The organism is Geodermatophilus sp. SYSU D00879, from assembly GCF_054050375.1.
The window spans coordinates 197,055-214,281 of sequence record NZ_JBJGZF010000006.1 but is presented as its reverse complement, the minus strand read 5'-3'; the positions used below and the strand labels follow the sequence as shown (position 1 = coordinate 214,281).

The following is a 17,227-nucleotide window of genomic DNA, read 5'->3' as shown; positions in this document are numbered from 1 at the left end:
ACGCCATGACCCCGATCCCGACCCCGGCCCGTCAGCCGTCGCCCACCGGCGCCCGGCTGCGGTGGATGGCCTGCTGGTTCGGCGCCCCGCTGGACCCCCGGCTGCTGCCCTGGCGGACACCGCGCTGACCCGCCGCTCAGCCGGCCCGCACGGCGGGGGCGGGCAGGATGCCCCGGCGCTGCGCCTCGAGGACCGCGGTGAGCCGGTCGTGGACGCCGAGCTTCCGGTACAGCCGCGCGGCGTGCGTGGTGACCGTGCGGGTCGAGCAGCCCAGCCGGTGCGCCGTCGCGGTCGCCGTCAGCCCCTCCGCGAGGCACAGCAGGACCGCCGTCTCCCGGCAGGTGAGTCCCGCCTCGCGGGCGTGCTCACCGCCGCCGCCGTCGACGCCGTCCCCGTCCTGCCAGGCCCGCACCGTCCGCACGTGCCGGTCCAGCGCCCGCAGCACCGGCGCGACGCCGCCGAGCAGCGCGAGGTCCGCCGCGGTGAAGTCGCGGCGGGGCCGGCCGAAGGCGAACCCGCAGACCTCGGCCGGGCCGCCGCGCAGCGGCAGGCTGACCACCTGGTCCCAGCCGCACACCGCGGCGATGACGCCCCGGGCGGGGGACCGGCGCCAGCTCTGCCAGCCGCCGGCCGCCTCCTGCGCGGTCGCGGGCGTGAGGTCCCCGGCCGCGGCGGCGGTCAGCAGGGGGTGCACCGAGCGCATGCGGTGCGTGGCGTCGACCAGCAGCTCCAGCTGCCCGGCGCCGAGGCCGGTGGCGGTGATCTCGGTGGCGCCGGTGCGCCAGTCGGTGCGCTGCAGCACCGCGGCGGGCGCCTCCAGGCGGGGGCACAGGACGGCGAACACGGGGCCCGCGGGCAGCTGCGGGCCGACCATGCCGTCGAGCAGGCCCACCACCAGGTCGGTGAGCTCCCGGACCACAGGCTCCACGGCCCGCCTCCGACCATCCTGGGCGGGTCCCCGCCGGTCCCGCGTCGGTCGCGTGTGCAGCCCTCTGTGCAGGACGAGCGTGACCGCTGCCGAGGGCCGGCGTCAACGGAGATCCCCGCGCCGTCAAGGGGGTGCCGCGCCCGGCCGCCTACGCAGAAGTGCGTACAGACGGTGCCGATCGGCCGTCCCTAGCGTCCGTGCCGCACCACCGGACCGACTACCAGGGGGAACCGTGTCTCTCCTCGTGCTGCACATGCGGTGGAACGACGTCGAGCCGGCGCAGTACGAGGTGCTGCGCCGCGCCCTGCCGGAGGACGTCGACCGTCCACTGCACTGCCTGTCCCGCCGGCACGTCCGGCAGCCCCGGTCGGTGATGGTCTACGAGGTCTGGGAGGACGCCCGGGCCGCCGAGGACGAGCTGACCCGCATCCGCGCCCTGGTCGACGCCGGTCCCGAGCAGCCGCAGCGCGTCGTGTTCGTGCTGCCGGACGTGTTCGCCGCGGGCTTCGGCCGCCGGCCGGCCCGCCCGGCGCCCGCGTCGGAGGTCGTCAGCGTGCCGGTGGTCCCGGCGCCGCGGCAGCCGGAGTCCCCGGTCACGGCGCCGCGGCAGCCGGAGTCCCCGGTCACGGCGCCGACGGCCTGAGCGCCGGGACCTCCGCCGGGGGCCGCCCCCGCAGGTGCTCGGCGAACCAGGCGTCGGTCCGGGCCCAGGCGTCGGCCGCGGCGGCGGGGTCCGGCCGGATCCGCAGCACGTCCCGCAGCAGCGGGCGCAGCACCCGCGGGCCGACCGGCGCGTCGTGCAGGAAGCCGTGCCCGACGCCGGGGTACTCGCGCACGTCGTGCCGGACGCCCACCCGCGTCAGCACCGTCGTGAGCTCCGCGGCGGTGCCGCGCAGCCCCGGGTCGCGGCCGCCGTAGCCGGCCACCACGGGGCAGGCGCCGAGCAGCGCGGTGTGCGGGTCCCGCGGCAGCCGCGCGTAGAAGACCGCGGCCGCGTCGAAGCCGCGGGCCGCCAGGTGCAGCGCCAGCCCGCCGCCGACGCTGGACCCCAGCACGCCGACCCGGCCGGTGCAGTCGAGCCGCGCGGCCAGGTGCGCCCGGGCCGCCTCGGCGTCGGCGAACGGGCGCCCGTGCCCGGCGTCCACCGCGCGGAACGTCGGGACCAGGGCGCGGCGCGCGCCGCCGTCGGTGAACAGGTCCGGCACCAGGGTCAGGTGGCCGGCGGCGGCCATCCGCTGCGCCTGCCGTCGCACCACGCCGTCGACGCCGAAGGCCTCGTGCAGGAGCACCAGGCCCGGCCACGGGCCGGGGCCGTCGGGCACGGCGAGCACCCCGCGCAGCCCGGGCGTGCCGCCCGGTCCCGGGGGGATCGCGACGTCGGTCAGGGCGATGCGCTGGAGATCGGTCACGGGCGGCCTCCCCGGGGGCTCCGGTCGGTGCGGCCGATGCTGGCAGACGGGAGGGCGTCAGGGGTTGGCGCGCGCCGCCGGGTGTGGGGGGATGCCGGGCATGACGCGCGCGATCGTGGTGGGCGGCGGGGTGGCGGGACCGGTGGCGGCCATGGCGCTGCAGCGGGTGGGGATCGAGGCGACCGTGCACGAGGCCCACCCGGCTCCCGAGGGCGACGTCGGTGCGTGGCTCGGCGTGCAGGTCAACGGCCTCGACGCCCTGGCGGCGGTCGGCGCCGAGGACGCCGTCCGCGCGGCGGCGTTCCCCACGCCGACCATCGAGTTCCGCAGCGGGACGGGGCGGGTCCTGGCCGCCCTGCCCACCGGGAACCCGTCGGGCGGGCGCGACGCGGGTGTCTCCCTGCGCCGCTCGGACCTCTACCGGGCGCTGCACGCGGAGGCCCTCCGGCGCGGCATCGAGGTCCGGTACGGCTCCCGCCTGACCGCGGCGCACGACACCGGCGACGCCGTCACCGCGGAGTTCGCCGACGGCCGCACCGCGACCGCGGACCTGCTCGTCGGCGCGGACGGCGTCCGGTCGACGGTGCGCACCCTGGTCGACCCCGGCGGCCCGCCGCCCCGCTTCGTGCCGGTCCTCAACACCGCCGGGTACTCCGCGCACGTGCCGGACGGCGCCGAGGTGGGCCGGCTGACCATGGTGTTCGGCCGCCGCGCGTTCGCCGGGTACCTCGCCGCGCCGGACGGCGGGACCTGGTGGTTCGCCAACCCGCCGGTGACCAGCGAGCCGCCGGACGGCGAGGTCGCCGGCACGCCCGACCCGCGCTGGCGGGCCCTGCTCTACGACCTGTTCCGCGGCGACCGGTCCCCGCTGGTGGACCTGGTGGAGGCCACCCCCGGGCCGCTGCGCGGGTGGACCACGTACGACGTCCCCACCCTGCGCCGCTGGTCCCGCGGGCGCACGGTCCTGGTCGGGGACGCCGCGCACGCGACCTCGCCGGCCGCCGGGCAGGGGTCCTCGCTGGCGATGGAGGACGCCGTCGTGCTCGCCCGGTGCCTGCGCGACCTCCCGGTCGACGACGCCCTGCGCGCCTTCGAGCACCGGCGGCGGGCGCGGGCCGAGCGGGTGGTCGCCCAGGCGTGGCGGCGGAGCAGCGCGGCGCCGCCGCCGGCCCCGGGGCGCGCCGTCCGCGACGCGGTCCTGCCGCTGGTCCTGCGCCGCCGCGACCCGGCGGCGTGGGTGCGGACGCACCGGGTGGAGCCGCTCGCCGCCGCCGGGGCCGGGTGACCGCCGTCACCCGATCGGACCGCCGTCGTTGAGCCCGGAGTCCTACCCCCCGGCCCCGATGGAGTGGTCCGTGCGCCGACTGCTGACCGTCCTGCTCGCCGCGCTCGCCGGCGTGCTCCTCGTCGTCCCCCCGGCCTCGGCCGCGCCCCCAGGACCGCTGCGCTACGTCGCGCTCGGCGACTCCTACAGCGCGGCCTCCGGCGTCCTGCCCCCGGACCCCACCGCCGCGCCGCAGTGCCTGCGGTCCACCCGCAACTACCCGCACCTGATCACGCAGGCGACCGGCGCCCAGCTGACCGACGTCACCTGCGGCGGCGCGGACACCTCCGACTTCACCGGCGCGCAGCACCCCGGGGTGCCGCCGCAGCTGCAGGCGCTGTCCCCGGACACCCAGCTGGTCACCATGACCATCGGCGGCAACGACAGCGGGGTGTTCATCGAGTCGATCCTGCGCTGCGGCACCGCCGGGCTGCTGACGCTGGGCCGCGGCAGCCCGTGCCGCGACACCTACGGCACCTCGTTCGAGGACACCGTCCGCACCACCACCTACCCGGCGCTGGTGCAGGCGCTGTCGGCGGTGCGCGAGGCCGCGCCGCGGGCCCGGGTCGCGATCCTCGGCTACCCGGCGATCCTCCCGCCGACCGGCGGCTGCTTCGACCGGATGCCGATCGCCGAGGGCGACGTCCCCTACCTGCACGCCCTGCAGACCACGCTCAACGACGCCGTCCGGCGCGCGGCGGCGGCCACGGGCGTCACCTACGTCGACCTCACCCGCGCCTCGGCCGGGCACGACGCCTGTCAGCCGATCGGCGTCCGCTGGGTGGAGCCGGTGCTGCAGGGCACCAACGCGGTGATCGTGCACCCGAACGCGCTCGGCGAGGCGGAGATGGCCGCGCGGGCGATGCAGGTGCTGCGCCTGGGCTGACCCGGCGCCGGTGCCCCGCCGGCGACCGGGCCGCGTGGCCCGCCGCCGGCGGGGTACGGGGCGGGGCACCACGCACCCGAGGAGGACCGATGAGCGAGACCGACCCGACCCCGCAGGCCGGCCCGGAGGACGAGGGCTCGCAGGCGAGCGTCGGCCCGGACGTCGCCCACGCCGGTGGCGGTCGCACCGCGGGCGAGACCTCGGTCGACGACGCGATCGGCGCGGAGGCCGACCCGCCGCGCTGAGCCGCCTCCGGTGGGCCGTACGCCGACGGAGGGACCCGCCCACCGGGCGGGGTGGGGCGGGCACGTGGACGTGCGCCGGCTGGTGATGGGCGACTGGACGCCGGTGCTGAGGGACGGCATCGACGTCCTGCGGCTGGTGCTGCTCGCGGGCGGGGTCGCCTACGCGCTGGCCGGCCGGGCCGGGGACGCGGCGGTCCTGCTGTTCCTCGGGGCGGTGACCGTCCTGGCGCGGCTGGTCGACCTGCCGCGGGTGTACGACCTCGCGCTGACCGTGGGGATGGTCCTGCAGGGGTTCGGCGAGACGCTGGGCCTCTACGACCGGTTCGTCCGCTTCGACGACCTGGTGCACGTCGTGCTGCCGATGCTCACCGCGCCCGTCGTCTACATCGCGCTCGCCCGCCTCGACGTCGTCCCCGACCCCCGCGACGAGACCCACCTGCGCCACTACGTCGGGATCGCGGTCGTGACGACGGCGCTCGGCGTCACGGTCGGGGCGCTGTGGGAGGTGTACGAGTGGCGGTCCGACGCCTGGTTCGGCACGGGGCTGTCGGAGGGCAACGACGACACCAACGGCGACCTCGTCCGCGACACCCTCGGTTCCCTGGTCGGTGCGGCGCTGCTGGTGGTGTGGGCGCGCTTCGGCTGGGGATCGGTCCGCCGGATCCGGGGGGTGAACACCCACGAGGAGGTCAGTGCCTGAGCGGCACCCGTGCACTGCGCTCTCGCGCCGGCGGCTGCTCCTGACGGCGGGCCGGGTCGCCGGGGCGGCCCTCCTGGGTGGTTGCGCGGCCCGGTTCCCCGGAGTACCCGGCACCGACGGGGCCGCCCACCTGACCGCCCGCCCGACCGCTCCACCGGACCTCCCGCCGCCGCCCCCGGGCACCTCCGCCCTCGGCCTGGAGGAGACGCGCGACCCCCTGCTGCACGTCCCCGCCGGCGGGGTCGCCGGCCCGGCGACGCTCGTCGTCGTGCTGCACGGCGCGGGCGGGAACGCGGAGGCCGGCCTGGGGTTGCTGCGGTCGCCGGCCGACGAGCGCGGCCTGGTGCTGCTCGCCCCCACCTCCCGGGGCTCCACCTGGGACGCCGTGCAGGGGGGCTTCGGGCCCGACGTCGCCGGGATCGACCGCGCGCTGACCGCCGTCCTCCGGCGGGTGCCGGTCGACCCCGGCCGGGTCGCCGTCGCGGGCTTCTCCGACGGCGCGTCCTACGCGCTGGGACTGGGGCTGGCCAACGGCCGGCTGTTCCGGCGGGTCGTCGCCTTCTCCCCGGGGTCCGTGCCGCCGGCGACGCGCACGGGACAGCCGTCGGTCTTCGTGTCCCACGGGACCGGCGACGAGGTCCTCCCCGTCGAGCGGACCAGCCGCGAGATCGTCCCCGCCCTCCGCGCCGACGGGTACGACGTCACCTATCGCGAGTTCGACGGCGGCCACGGGGTCCCGCCCGACGTCGCCCGCGAGGCGGTCGACTGGCTCGGCGGAGCTGGGAGGTGACGGGGTCCGCCCCGGGGGGAGCGGGGAAGCCGCTGCCCGACGTCGTGGCCCCCGGCCTCGACGTCCTGTTCTGCGGCATCAACCCGTCGCTGCTGTCGGCCGAGCGCGGCCACCACTTCGCCCGCCCGGGCAACCGGTTCTGGCCCGCGCTGCACCTGGCCGGGCTCACCCCGCGCCGGCTGGCGCCGGAGGAGGACCGCGAGCTGCTGCGGTACGGGCTCGGGGTGACCAACCTGGTGGACCGGCCGACGCGGACGGCGGCCGAGCTGACGGCCGAGGAGCTGCGCGCGGGCGCGGCGGCGCTGGCCGGCCTGGTCGCGCGCTGCCGGCCGCGGGTGCTGGCGGTCCTCGGGCTCACCGCCTGGCGGCTCGCCACCGGCGCGCCCCGCGCGGGCTGGGCCGCCAGCCGGTGGCGATCGGCGGCGCCGAGACCTGGGTGCTGCCCAACCCGAGCGGGCTGAACGCGCACTTCCAGCTGCCCGACCTCGCCCGGCTGTACGCCGGGCTGCGGCCGCCGGCCGGCTAGTGGACCGGGTCGGCGGCGCGGGTCTCCGTGGCGAGCCGGCCCACCATCGCCACCGCCTCGCCGCGGTCGAGGACCGCGCCCTCGGCCAGCGCGGTGTCGTACTCGACCTCGTCGAGGGCCTCGCGGGTGGCGGTGACGTAGCGCTGCCCGTCCATCGGGTCCATCCGCAGCGGGTCGTAGCCGACCTGCCGGGCGACGGCCTGCACCGCGCCGAGCAGCACCGCGGCGGTGCGCGGCCGGCCCGCGGCGGTGACCGCGCCGACGGCGGCCAGCAGCCCGGCGAGGGTGCCGGTGGCGTCGCCCTCGCGGTGGGTCAGCTCGAGCATCGCCCACAGGTCGGCCAGCGCCTCCGCGGCCCGGCCGACGTCGGTGAGCGCCTTCGCCCGGATCCACAGCACCGAGGAGTGCGCCCACGAGTGGCCCAGCCGCAGCGCGAGCCGCTCGGCGCGGCCGAGGTGCTCCAGCGCGCCGTCGAGGTCGCCGGCGGCCCGCGAGAACTGGCCGAGGGTCATCGCGATCTCGACCTGCACCCACTCGATGCCCGACGCCTGCGCCAGCGCCAGGCCGCGGGCGATGTCCGCCGCGACCTCGCCGTCGGGGTCGGGCTGACCGAGCAGCGCCCGGACGAAGCCGCGGAGCACCAGGGCGAGGGGCAGCACCGGGTCGGCGTCGTCGGCGGTCTCGGCGATCTCGCTGGTCCGCGCCCACAGCGAGGGCACGTCGCCGGACAGGTAGGCCAGCAGCGCGTCGGCGAGCAGCGCGCCGCTGCGGACGCCGGCCGGCGCGCCGGGGGTGGCGTCCAGCGCGGCGGCCAGCCAGCGGCGGCCCTCCTGCACGTGGCCGCGGCGGTACCAGTACCAGCCCAGCGCCCCGCCGATCCGCAGCGCGGCCTCGCCCTGCCCGGTGCCCAGCGCGTGCCCGAGCGCCGCCCGCAGCGCCGGCTGCTCGGCGTCGAGCCGGCGGGCGCTCTCGGTCCACTGCGGGCTGCGCAGCGTCGGCTCCAGCCGCTCGGTGAGCGCCACGGCGAAGCCGGTGAGCCGGTCGCGCAGCCGCCGGGACGCCGCCTCGTCCAGCGCCTGCTCGGCGTACTGGCGCAGCGTCTCGAGCATCCGGTAGCGCCCGGCGGCGTGGTCGAGCTCGACCAGCGACTTGGCCACCAGCACCCGCAGCAGCTCCAGCGCCCGGCCGTCGACCTCCGGCCCGGCCACGGCCTCGACCAGGTCCGGGCCGAAGGTGCCGGGCAGCACCGAGACGGCCTGGAAGACGGCGAGCTCGGCGGGGGCGAGCAGGTCCACGCTCCACTGCACGGTGGCCGCGAGCGTGCGCTGGTGCGGCACCGCGGTGCGCCAGCCGCCCGACAGCAGGGCGAACCGGTCGTCGACCCGGCCGGCGACCTCGGCCAGCGGGAGGGTGGTGAGGCAGGCGGCGGCCAGTTCGACCGCCAGCGGCAGGCCGTCGAGGGCGGCGACCAGCTCGCGGACGTGGCCCAGGTCCTCCGCGGAGGGGTCGGCCAGGTGGGGGGCGGCCAGCCGGGCGCGGTCGAGGAACAGCCGCTCGGCGTCGCTGCCGGGCGCGTCGGCGGGCATCGGGCCGCAGGGCAGCACCGCCTCGCCCGGCAGCCCGAGCGGCTCGCGGGAGGTGGCCAGCACCTGCAGCTCGGGGCAGCGGGGGAGCAGGGCGGCGCACACCGCGGCGGCGGCGTCGACGACGTGCTCGCAGTTGTCCAGGACCAGCAGCAGCGGCCGGTCCTGCAGGGCGGTGGCGACGGCGCCCAGTGGGTCCCCGCCGGCCAGCGTCACGCCCAGCACGGTGGCCACCTGCCCGGCGACCAGCTCGGGGTCCTCGACGCCGGCCAGCTCGACCAGCGCGGCCGGCGGCGACCCGGCCGGCCGGCGGCGCGCGGCCTCCAGCGCCAGCCGCGTCTTGCCGCTGCCGCCGGGCCCGACCAGGGTGACCAGCCGCTGCCCGGACAGCGCGGCGGCCAGCCGGCCGAGCTCGGCGGTGCGGCCGACGAAGGCGGTGAGCGGGACCGGCAGGGGGCCCAGCGCCCGCACCGCCGGCGGCGCCGCGGGAGCCGGCGCGGGCTCCGGCGCCGGGGCGGCGGGCGCGGGCGCCGGGACGGGCCCGGCCAGCGCCGGGTCCTGGCGGAGGATCTGCTCGTACAGCGACTGCAGCGGCCGGCCCGGGTCGACGCCCAGCCCGTCGGCCAGCAGCCGGCGGCCCTCGTCGTAGACCTCGAGCGCCTCGGCCTGCCGGCCGCTGCGGTACAGCGCCAGCATCAGCGAGGCGCGCAGCCCCTCGCGCAGCGGCTCGGCGCGCAGCAGCTCCCGGACGTCGTCGACGATCTCGGCGTGCCGGCCCAGCCGCAGGTCCAGCTCGGCGGCCAGCTCCCGGGCCGCCAGCCGCAGCTGCTCGAGCCGCTCGGACTCCTCGGCGGCGAAGGTGGCCGCGACGTCGGCGTAGGCCGGGCCGCGCCACAGCGCCAGCCCCTCGGCCACCGCCGCGCGGGCGCCCTCGGCGTCACCGCGGGCGGCGAGGTCGCGGGCCGTGCGCAGCAGCTGGGCGAAGCGGAACGCGTCGACGTCCTCGGGGGCGACCTCGAGGCGGTACCCGGGCTCGCGGGTGACCAGGAGCGTCCAGCGGCCGCCGGTGACGTCGGGCTCGAGCTCCCGGCGCAGCCGGGACACGATCGACTGCAGGGTTGCCGACACGGCGGTGGGCGGCTGGCCGCTCCACACGCGGTCGACGAGCAGGTCGACGGGCACGGTCCGCCCGGCGTCGACCAGCAGCGCGGCCAGGACGGCGCGGTGGCGCGGGGACTGCGGGGCGAGGAGCTGCCCGTCGCGCCAGACCTCCACGGGTCCCAGCACGCGGTACGAGGTGGCGGTCATCGCCGCGCAGGCTAGGGGCCCGGGCGCGCCCGCGGGGGTGACCGCGACGCCCCGTGACCTGCCGGTGACCTCCCGGGAGCGCGCGTGACCTGCTGCCCAAGCGGCCGCCAAGGGGACACCAAGGACCGCCGACCACCCTCCGGGTGCACCGATCCCCGCACCTGGAGACGCCCCGTGAGCACCTTGTCCGTCCCCTCGCCGCCCTCGGACCGCACCGTGGACCCACGGCCGGCCGTCCTGCCGCCCGACCTGGCCGCCGCCCTGCGCGCCCGCCTCTCACCGGCGGCCGGACTCGCCGACGGGGCGGTGGTGCGGGTCGCGGAGGACACCGACGTCGTGGCCGCGCTGCGGCTGGCCGGCCGGCACGGGGTGGCCGTGGCCGTCGGGGCGCCCGGCCGCAGCGGCGACGGCGCCCGCGCGCTGCTGGTGGACCCCGCGGGGCTGGCCGGGGTGAGCGTGTCGCCCGCCGGCTGGGCGCGGGTCGGCGCCGGCGTGCGCTGGCGGGACCTGGCCGCGGCGGCCGCCGGGCACGGGCTGACCCCGATCACCGGGTCCTCGGCCGCGGAGCGGGTCGCGGACACGGTCACCGGCGGCGGCGTCGGCCCGCTGGCCCGGACCTACGGCCTGGCCGGGGACCGGGTGCGGGCGGTGGAGGTGGTCACCGGTGACGGCGTGCTGCGCCGGGTCACCCCCACCGACGGCGCCGACCTGTACTGGGGCGTCCGCGGCGGCGGCGCGACGCTCGGCGTGGTCACCGCGGTGGAGGTGGACCTGCTCGCCGCCGGGCCGCGGTGGGGCGGTGAGCTGCGCTGGTCCGCGGCGGACGGCGCGCGGGTGGCGGAGGCGTGGCGGACCTGGTCGGCGGCGCTGCCGCCGCAGGCGGGCACCTCGCTGGCCCTCACCCGGCCGGCGCGGGGCGAGGCGTCGGTGGCGGTCCGGTTCGCCTGGGCCGGCGAGGCCGACGACGGCGATGGGCTGCTCGACGTGCTGCGCGCGGCCGCACCACCGCTGGCGGCCGACCTGGCGCCGCGGGGACCGGCGGGCCTGGCCGCGCCCGCGCTGGAGGCGGGGGTGGAGTCCTCGCTGCTGCTCGACCGGCTCTCCGACGGCGCGGTCGCGGGGCTGCTGCGCGCGGCGGGCGGGAGCCGGCCGCGCACGGTCGAGGTGCGGCTGCTCGGCGGCGCGCTCGGCTGGGTGCCGCAGCAGCCCAGCGCGGTCTGCCACCGCGACGCGCGGCTGGCGGTGCGGGTGGCCGGCGGCGCCGGCGCGGAGGACCGGGCGGCCACCCGGGCCTGCGCGGAGGAGCTGGCCGCCGCGCTCGGCGGCGACCTCGGCGGCCGGGTCCCGGCGCACGGCTGGGGGACGGCGCCGGACGTGCTGGCCCGCACCCCCACGCCCGCCGTCCGGGAGCGGTTGGCCGCGCTGGCCGCCACCACCGACCCGCACCGCATCCTCGAGGGCGCGGCGGGCCGGCGGGCGTGACCGGCGGGGCGGGGAGACCGGGCCTCCCCGCCCCGGTCGCTCAGCGGGTCCCGGGCCGCGCGGGCGTCCCGGCGTTGAACACCTGCAGCGTGTAGGCGTCGAAGCGCCGCAGCCAGCCGCGCAGGTCGCGGCGCGGAGTCGTGCTCGTGGTCGTGCTCATGGCGTCTCCTCGAGGTGGGTCCGGGGGACGTCGTCGTCCGTCGGCCGCGGGTGCGGCCGTCTCCCACGGTCCCCGCCGCGCGTGAAGCCCAGGTGAACGGAGGCCGTGACGCTCGTCGCGTCAGACCGCCCGGCCGGCCAGGGACCGCCGCACCGGCTCGGACGGGCGCAGCACGACCTCGCGACCGCGCCCCGCCGCCGCCTCGAGGACGCCGGCGACGAGCTCGCGGCCCGAGGCCGACAGGGCGGTCACCGAGCGCGCGTCGACGACGTCGACGCGCACCGGCTCCAGGCCGTAGCAGCGCCAGAACGCCTCCACGGCGTCGACGTCGACGACCCCGGCCAGGCAGAGGACCCGCCCGCCGGAGGTGTTGAGCAGGCGGACCACCCCGCGGCGGGCGGCTGCGGACGGGACCACCCGCCCAGTGCGCGCGCGGGCCCGGCTACCGGCCCGCACCCGCCGGCTCCGCCGTCACGCCGGGCGCCGGCTCGGAGGCGAAGTCGGCCTGCCACAGGTCGGGGCCGAAGACCTCGTACTGGATGTCGCGGGCGGGCACGCCCCGGTCGATGAGGCTGCTGCGGACCGCGCGCATGAACGGCAGGGGCCCGCAGAGGTAGTAGGCGGCGCCCTCGGGCAGCTCGACGTCGTCGAGGTCCATGGTGCCGTCGTGCACGCCGTCCACGGGCAGCGTGGTCTGCGCGCCGCGCTCGTACCAGACGTGTGCCGCGGCGTCCGGCAGCGTGCGGAGGTCCTCAAGGACCTGGTGCCGCAGCGCGAAGGACTCCTCGTCCAGGTCGGCGTGCAGCAGCGTGACGGGCAGCGAGGAGCCCGCCGTGGCCAGGTGGGACAGCATCCCGGCCATCGGGGTGATCCCGATGCCGGCGCTGGCGAAGACGACCGGCCGGCCGGAGTCGTCGAGGACGACGTCGCCGAAGGGTGCGGACAGCGTCAGCCGGTCGCCGACCTGCACCCGGTCGCACAGGTGGTTGGAGACCTCGCCGTCGGGCTTGTCGCCGCCGCGCACCCGCTTGACGGAGAACTGGCGGTGCTGGCCGTCGTCGGCGCGGGTGAGGCTGTACTGGCGGGGCTGGCGCACGCCGTCGGGCATCGGCACCTGCACGGTGCAGTACTGGCCGGGCAGCGACGTCTTCACCAGCCGGTCGTCGACCCGGCGGACCCGGAAGGTGACGACGTCGGCGGTCTCCTGGACCTTCTCCGCCACCTCCCACTCCCGCCACACCGTCTCCGGGCGCACACCCCGGGCGCTGTAGAGACCGCGCTCCTGGTGGATCAGCGCGTAGGCCATCAGCCAGTACACCTCGTCCCAGGCCGCGGCCACCTCGGGGGTGACCGCGTCCCCGAGCACGTCGACGATCGCCCAGAACAGGTGCTCGTGGACGACGTCGTACTGGGCGGGGGTGATCCCGAGCGAGACGTGCTTGTGCGCGATCCGCGACAGCAGCTGCTCGGGGAGCTGCTCCGGCGTCTTCACCAGGGTGCTCGCGAACACGGCGACGGAGCCGGCCAGCGCGACCTGCTGCTCCCCGGTGGCCTGGTTGCCGCGGTTGAAGACGCCGTCGAACAACTCGGGGTGGGCGCCGAACAGGTGCCGGTAGAAGCGCCGGGCGATCTCCTGGACGTTGTCGGCGACCACCGGCAGGGTCGCCTCGATCACGGGTCGGGATCGGTCAGACAGCATGGGGTCCTCCTCGGCCGGCCGACGGGCGAACGGTGAGCTGCGGAGTTCCCCGTGTCCGGGCCCGCCCGTCGTCGCCGTCCGCGGGGAGGGGTACCCCGACGGCGCCCCCGCGACCGACCCTGCCAGGAGCGGGTCCCGAAATCGACCGGAGCGGTGCCGGAGAGGTCTAGCCGCCGTCCGGAGGCCTCGCTAGTGTGCGCCAGGTCACAGGCCGAGCCGACGGCACACGGGGGGCGATCGTGGACATCCCTGCCATGCGAGCGAGCTTCGCCAAGGCCGCGGCCGTCGGGGACGAGGCGCCGCTGTGGTTCTACTCGCACCTGTTCCTCGCCCATCCCGAGACCCGGCAGATGTTCCCGGTCTCGATGGCACACCAGCGCGACCGGCTCTTCGCCGCGCTCGGCGAGGTGGTGGCGCGGGTCGACGACCTCGACTCCCTCGTGCCGATCCTGCAGCAGCTCGGCCGCGACCACCGCAAGTTCGGGACGGTGGCCGAGCACTACCCCGCGGTGGGGGCGAGCCTGCTGGCCACGCTCGCGCACTTCGACGAGGACTGGAACGACGCGCTGGCCGCGGACTGGACGGCGGCCTACGAGCTGGTCGCCTCGGTGATGGTCGCGGCCGCTGAGGAGATCGCCGACGAGCCGCCGTGGTGGGACGCCGAGGTCACGGCGCACGAGCGGCGCACCGTCGACACCGCCGTCCTGCGGCTGCGGACGAAGATCCCGCTGTCCTACCGCCCCGGGGAGTCGATCTCCCTGGAGACCGAGCTGCGGCCGCGGCTGTGGCGCTACTACTCGCCGGCCAACGCCTGCCGGCCCGACGGCGAGCTGGAGATCCACGCGAGGGCCCAGGCCGGCGGGCCGGTCAGCACCGCCCTGGTGCGGCAGGTCGACGTCGGGGACGTCCTGCGGCTGGGGCCCCCCGTGGACCACATGCGGTTCGATCCCGACTCCGATCGCGACCTGCTGCTGGTGGCAGGGGGGACGGGGCTCGCGCCGCTCAAGGCGATCGTCGACCACGTCGCCCGCAGCGGCCCGCCCCGGCGGGTGGACCTCTTCGTCGGCGTCCGCGCCGAGAGCGACCTGTACGACCGGGCGGACCTGGCACGGCTCGAGCGGGAGAACCCGTGGCTCACCGTCACCGCCGCCGTCTCCGAGGACGGGGACTCCGGACTGGCGCACGGCGACGTCGGCGAGGTGGTGGCGCGGTCCGGGCCGTGGGGCAGTCGCGAGGCCTACGTCGCCGGTCCCCCGGCGATGGTCGAGGACACCGTCGAGCGGCTGCTGCGGCACGGCCTGCCCCGGGACCGCATCCGCACCGAGGTGTTCGCCCCCAGCCGTCCCGGACCCGATGTCGATGGAGAGGTGACGTCATGACGACCCAGCAGGTGGCCCCCGACGGCCGGCGGCTGACTCCCGCGGACGTGCGCGAGGTGCGGTTCACCCGGTCGTCGATGCTGCACCCGGGCTACAGCGACGCCGAGGTCGACCGGTTCCTGGACCGGGTGGGCGACGAGCTGGCCCGCCTGCACGCGGAGAAGGTCGAGCTGCGCGGCCGGGTGCAGGAGCTGCAGGCCCAGGTGGGCGAGGAGAGGCCCCGGGAGGAGCCGACGGCGCAGGCGGTGAGCCTGCTCGCGGTCGCCCAGCAGACCGCGGACCAGTACGTGGCCGAGGCGGAGACGTTCAGCCGGGTGATGGTCAGCGAGGCGCAGCAGCAGTACGACGAGCAGCTGCGGTCCGCGCGCGAGAAGGTCGGCGCGATGATCCAGGCCGCCCACGAGGCCGCGGCCCGGATCGTCGCCGAGGGCGACGCGCCGGCTGCCGCGGGGGACGCCCGTACCGCCGAGGAGCTGCAGGAGCAGGTGGCCTACCTGCAGGCGTTCGGCCAGGCGTGCCGGACGCAGCTGCGGTCCTACCTGGAGGCGCTGATCGGCGAGGTGGAGCGGGCCTGGGGCCACGCCGACCCGACGGCCGTGCCGGTGGTGGACCCCCGGGCCCCGGCGACCCGGCCGGCTCGGTCACCCGGCGCCCCGGCTCCCGGGGCCGGGCCCGCCCCGGCCCAGGAACCGCCCACGGTCGAGGCCGCCGCGGTGCTGCTCGGCGAGCAGTCGCTGGGACCGGGGTCCGCCAACGGTGCCCCTGGACAGGTGTCGGACACCGGAGCCACCCTCGACCGGCCCTGATCCCGGCCCCGACGGTCCGCGAGACCGTCGGCGCGGTCGGGGAGACTGCGGCGGTGGACCGGGTCCTGCTGCGCCGCCGCGGGGACGCGGTCGCGGTGCACGAGGCCGACGGCGCGGTCGCCGAGGTCCCCGCTGAAGGCCTGGGCGCGCTGGTGCGGGAGCGCGAGCGGGCCGGCGTCCGGTGGGTGTGGGACGACACCACCCGCTGGTACCCGGCGCTGCTGGCCGCCGGCGTCCGCGTGGCGCGCTGCACCGACCTGCGGCTGTGCGCCGCCGTGCTGCGCGGCTCGCCGCACGCCGGTCCCGGGCCGGCGGCCGACCCGGGCTGGGCGGCGCTGGAGCCGGTGACCGCGGACGACCCGGCGCTGTTCGCCCTGGCCGACCCCGCCGACGCGCTCGACCCGGTCGCCGAGGACCGCCGCCAGCAGGCCGTGCTCGCCGCCTCCCCGCAGCGCGCGCGGCTGGGCCTGCTGCTGGCCGCCGAGTCCTCCGGCGCGCTGGCCGCCGCGGAGATGACGCACGCCGGGATGCCGTGGCGCGCCGACGTGCACGACGCGCTGCTCACCGGGCTGCTCGGCCCGCGCCCGGCGGCGGGCCTGCGGCCGGCGGTGCTGGAGGCGCTGGCCGGGGAGGTCCGCGCCGCGCTCGGCGCCCCTGACCTCAACCCCGACTCGCCGGCCGCGCTGTTGCGGGCGCTGCAGGTGGCCGGGCTGCCGGTCGAGGACACCCGCTCGTGGACGCTGGAGCGGGTCGAGCACCCGGTCGTCGCGCCCCTGCTGGAGTACAAGCGGCTGGCCCGGCTGCTCGCGGCCAACGGCTGGAGCTGGCTGGACGCCTGGGTGCGCGGCGGCCAGTTCCGCCCGGTCTACCTGCCCGGCGGGGTGGTCACCGGGCGGTGGGCGTCGTCGGGCGGGGGCGCGCTGTCGGTGCCCGTGCAGGTGCGTCCGGCCGCCGTGGCCGACGACGGGTGGGCCCTGGTGGTGGCCGACGTCGCCCAGCTGGAGCCGCGGGTGCTCGCCGGCATGAGCGCCGACACCGCGCTGGCCGCCGCGGCCCGCTCGCGGGACCTGTACGCCGGCATGGTCGACGCCGGGGTGGTGGCCACCCGCGCCGAGGCCAAGGTCGGGGTGCTGGGCGCGCTCTACGGCGGGACCCGCGGCGAGAGCGGCCGGATGGTGCCGCGGCTGGCCCGCCGCTACCCGCGGGCGATCGGGCTGGTGGAGGAGGCGGCGCGGGCGGGGGAGCGCGGCGCGGTGGTGTCCACCCTGCTCGGCCGCGGCTCCCCTCCGCCGGGCGCCGCGTGGGCGGAGCGGGACGCCGACCTCGGGGAGGCGCCGGAGCCCCGCGGCCGCGACTCCGACCGCGCCCGGCGCGCGTGGGGGCGGTTCACCCGCAACTTCGTCGTGCAGGGCACCGGCGCGGAGTGGGCGCTGTGCTGGCTGGCCGACCTGCGCAACCGGCTCTGGCAGCTGGGGGAGGGGCAGCTGGGGGAGGGGCGGCTGGAGGAGCTGCCGCACCTGGCGTTCTTCCTGCACGACGAGGTCGTCGTGCACACCCCGGCCGACCTGGCCGAGGACGTCGTCGCCGCGGTCCGGGCCGCCGCGGCCACCGCCGGGCGGCTGCTGTTCGGTGAGTTCCCGCTGGACTTCCCGCTCGACGTCGCGGTCGTGCGGTCCTGGGCCGACGCCGGCTGAGCGTCGGGCGGTGGCTGTCAGGCGGCGTTGGTCAGACGGCGGCGCTGGTCTCGAGCAGGCGCCGCAGCGCCTCCTCGAAGTACTCCTCGTAGAGGTCGCGGACGAGGTCGGTGCGGTCCTCGGCGACGGCGGCGTTGACCCGCCGGACGTAGTGCTCGTGCAGCGTGGTCATCGAGGTGTCCACGGCGGTCTCCCTGGAGGTCGGCTGCCTCCAGTGTCCGCCGGTGCGGGACGGCGTGGTCGCAGGTCGGACTGCTCGTTCGGTCACACGCGCGGCCCTCCCGCCCGGCCCAGCGCGGTGGCAGGGT

18 protein-coding genes are annotated in these 17,227 nt (G+C 78.2%); 12 read left to right on the top strand and 6 right to left on the bottom strand.

Features of this window, described 5'->3' with window-relative positions:
* Positions 1 to 5 precede the first annotated feature (5 nt).
* Positions 6 to 128 carry a hypothetical protein gene (locus tag ACI79B_RS10830; RefSeq protein WP_456927326.1) on the top strand — a complete coding sequence of 41 codons (123 nt, stop codon included), beginning with the start codon at positions 6 to 8 and terminating at the stop codon, positions 126 to 128.
* A gap of 8 nt (positions 129 to 136) precedes the next feature.
* Here ACI79B_RS10830 and ACI79B_RS10825 read toward each other — a convergent pair whose 3' ends face one another.
* Positions 137 to 928, bottom strand: coding sequence for a helix-turn-helix transcriptional regulator (locus tag ACI79B_RS10825; protein WP_456927325.1), 792 nt, complete (start codon positions 926 to 928; stop codon positions 137 to 139).
* Positions 929 to 1,160: 232 nt separating this feature from the next.
* Between ACI79B_RS10825 and ACI79B_RS10820 the strand changes: the two genes are divergently transcribed.
* Positions 1,161 to 1,571, top strand: coding sequence for a hypothetical protein (locus tag ACI79B_RS10820; RefSeq protein ID WP_456927324.1), 411 nt, complete (start codon positions 1,161 to 1,163; stop codon positions 1,569 to 1,571).
* Here ACI79B_RS10820 and ACI79B_RS10815 read toward each other — a convergent pair.
* Positions 1,552 to 2,337 carry a dienelactone hydrolase family protein gene (locus ACI79B_RS10815; RefSeq protein ID WP_456927323.1) on the bottom strand — a complete coding sequence of 262 codons (786 nt, stop codon included), beginning with the start codon at positions 2,335 to 2,337 and terminating at the stop codon, positions 1,552 to 1,554. The two genes, ACI79B_RS10820 and ACI79B_RS10815, sit on opposite strands and share 20 nt — an antisense overlap.
* Before the next feature lie 100 nt (positions 2,338 to 2,437).
* Between ACI79B_RS10815 and ACI79B_RS10810 the strand changes: the two genes are divergently transcribed.
* From ACI79B_RS10810 to ACI79B_RS10785, 6 genes are all read left to right on the top strand, one after another.
* Positions 2,438 to 3,622 (top strand): FAD-dependent oxidoreductase, encoded by a 1,185-nt coding sequence (locus ACI79B_RS10810; RefSeq protein ID WP_456927322.1) that lies wholly within the window; start codon positions 2,438 to 2,440, stop codon positions 3,620 to 3,622.
* A 70-nt stretch (positions 3,623 to 3,692) separates the two neighbouring features.
* Positions 3,693 to 4,547 (top strand): SGNH/GDSL hydrolase family protein, encoded by an 855-nt coding sequence (locus tag ACI79B_RS10805; RefSeq protein WP_456927321.1) that lies wholly within the window; start codon positions 3,693 to 3,695, stop codon positions 4,545 to 4,547.
* 89 nt (positions 4,548 to 4,636) lie between these two features.
* Positions 4,637 to 4,792 (top strand): hypothetical protein, encoded by a 156-nt coding sequence (locus ACI79B_RS10800; RefSeq protein ID WP_456927320.1) that lies wholly within the window; start codon positions 4,637 to 4,639, stop codon positions 4,790 to 4,792.
* A gap of 64 nt (positions 4,793 to 4,856) precedes the next feature.
* Complete coding sequence (locus tag ACI79B_RS10795) at positions 4,857 to 5,492, top strand: hypothetical protein (protein ID WP_456927319.1); 636 nt, start codon at positions 4,857 to 4,859, stop codon at positions 5,490 to 5,492.
* Positions 5,485 to 6,282, top strand: a complete 798-nt coding sequence (locus tag ACI79B_RS10790) for an alpha/beta hydrolase (RefSeq protein ID WP_456927318.1) — start codon at positions 5,485 to 5,487, stop codon at positions 6,280 to 6,282. Before ACI79B_RS10795 ends, ACI79B_RS10790 begins: the two co-directional genes overlap by 8 nt.
* Positions 6,279 to 6,743, top strand: coding sequence for a mismatch-specific DNA-glycosylase (locus tag ACI79B_RS10785; RefSeq protein WP_456927317.1), 465 nt, complete (start codon positions 6,279 to 6,281; stop codon positions 6,741 to 6,743). Before ACI79B_RS10790 ends, ACI79B_RS10785 begins: the two co-directional genes overlap by 4 nt.
* 61 nt (positions 6,744 to 6,804) lie before the next feature.
* Here ACI79B_RS10785 and ACI79B_RS10780 read toward each other — a convergent pair whose 3' ends face one another.
* Positions 6,805 to 9,699 (bottom strand): BTAD domain-containing putative transcriptional regulator, encoded by a 2,895-nt coding sequence (locus tag ACI79B_RS10780; RefSeq protein WP_456927316.1) that lies wholly within the window; start codon positions 9,697 to 9,699, stop codon positions 6,805 to 6,807.
* A gap of 174 nt (positions 9,700 to 9,873) precedes the next feature.
* Between ACI79B_RS10780 and ACI79B_RS10775 the strand changes: the two genes are divergently transcribed.
* Positions 9,874 to 11,181, top strand: a complete 1,308-nt coding sequence (locus ACI79B_RS10775; protein WP_456927315.1) for an FAD-binding oxidoreductase — start codon at positions 9,874 to 9,876, stop codon at positions 11,179 to 11,181.
* 280 nt (positions 11,182 to 11,461) lie between these two features.
* Here ACI79B_RS10775 and ACI79B_RS10770 read toward each other — a convergent pair whose 3' ends face one another.
* Together ACI79B_RS10770 and ACI79B_RS10765 are read right to left on the bottom strand one after the other, a co-directional pair.
* Positions 11,462 to 11,758, bottom strand: a complete 297-nt coding sequence (locus tag ACI79B_RS10770) for a hypothetical protein (protein ID WP_456927314.1) — start codon at positions 11,756 to 11,758, stop codon at positions 11,462 to 11,464.
* A gap of 25 nt (positions 11,759 to 11,783) precedes the next feature.
* The gene (locus ACI79B_RS10765; protein WP_456927313.1) at positions 11,784 to 13,040 is read right to left on the bottom strand and encodes a globin domain-containing protein; all 1,257 of its coding nucleotides are present in this window, start codon (positions 13,038 to 13,040) and stop codon (positions 11,784 to 11,786) included.
* Positions 13,041 to 13,294: 254 nt separating this feature from the next.
* Here ACI79B_RS10765 and ACI79B_RS10760 point away from each other — a divergent pair, with 254 nt between their 5' ends.
* From ACI79B_RS10760 to ACI79B_RS10750, 3 genes are read left to right on the top strand one after another with little or no spacing between them, the layout of a single operon-like run.
* Positions 13,295 to 14,419, top strand: coding sequence for a globin domain-containing protein (locus ACI79B_RS10760; RefSeq protein WP_456927312.1), 1,125 nt, complete (start codon positions 13,295 to 13,297; stop codon positions 14,417 to 14,419).
* Positions 14,416 to 15,225: a DivIVA domain-containing protein gene (locus ACI79B_RS10755; protein WP_456927311.1), complete on the top strand. Its 810-nt coding sequence runs from the start codon at positions 14,416 to 14,418 to the stop codon at positions 15,223 to 15,225. The genes ACI79B_RS10760 and ACI79B_RS10755 overlap by 4 nt, the downstream gene beginning before the upstream one ends.
* A gap of 53 nt (positions 15,226 to 15,278) precedes the next feature.
* Complete coding sequence (locus ACI79B_RS10750; RefSeq protein WP_456927310.1) at positions 15,279 to 16,919, top strand: bifunctional 3'-5' exonuclease/DNA polymerase; 1,641 nt, start codon at positions 15,279 to 15,281, stop codon at positions 16,917 to 16,919.
* Positions 16,920 to 16,950: 31 nt separating this feature from the next.
* On the opposite strand, the gene ACI79B_RS10745 is transcribed toward ACI79B_RS10750, so the two are convergent.
* On the bottom strand, positions 16,951 to 17,103 hold the full coding sequence (locus ACI79B_RS10745) for a hypothetical protein (protein ID WP_456927309.1): 153 nt from the start codon (positions 17,101 to 17,103) through the stop codon (positions 16,951 to 16,953).
* Positions 17,104 to 17,227: the final 124 nt, after the last annotated feature.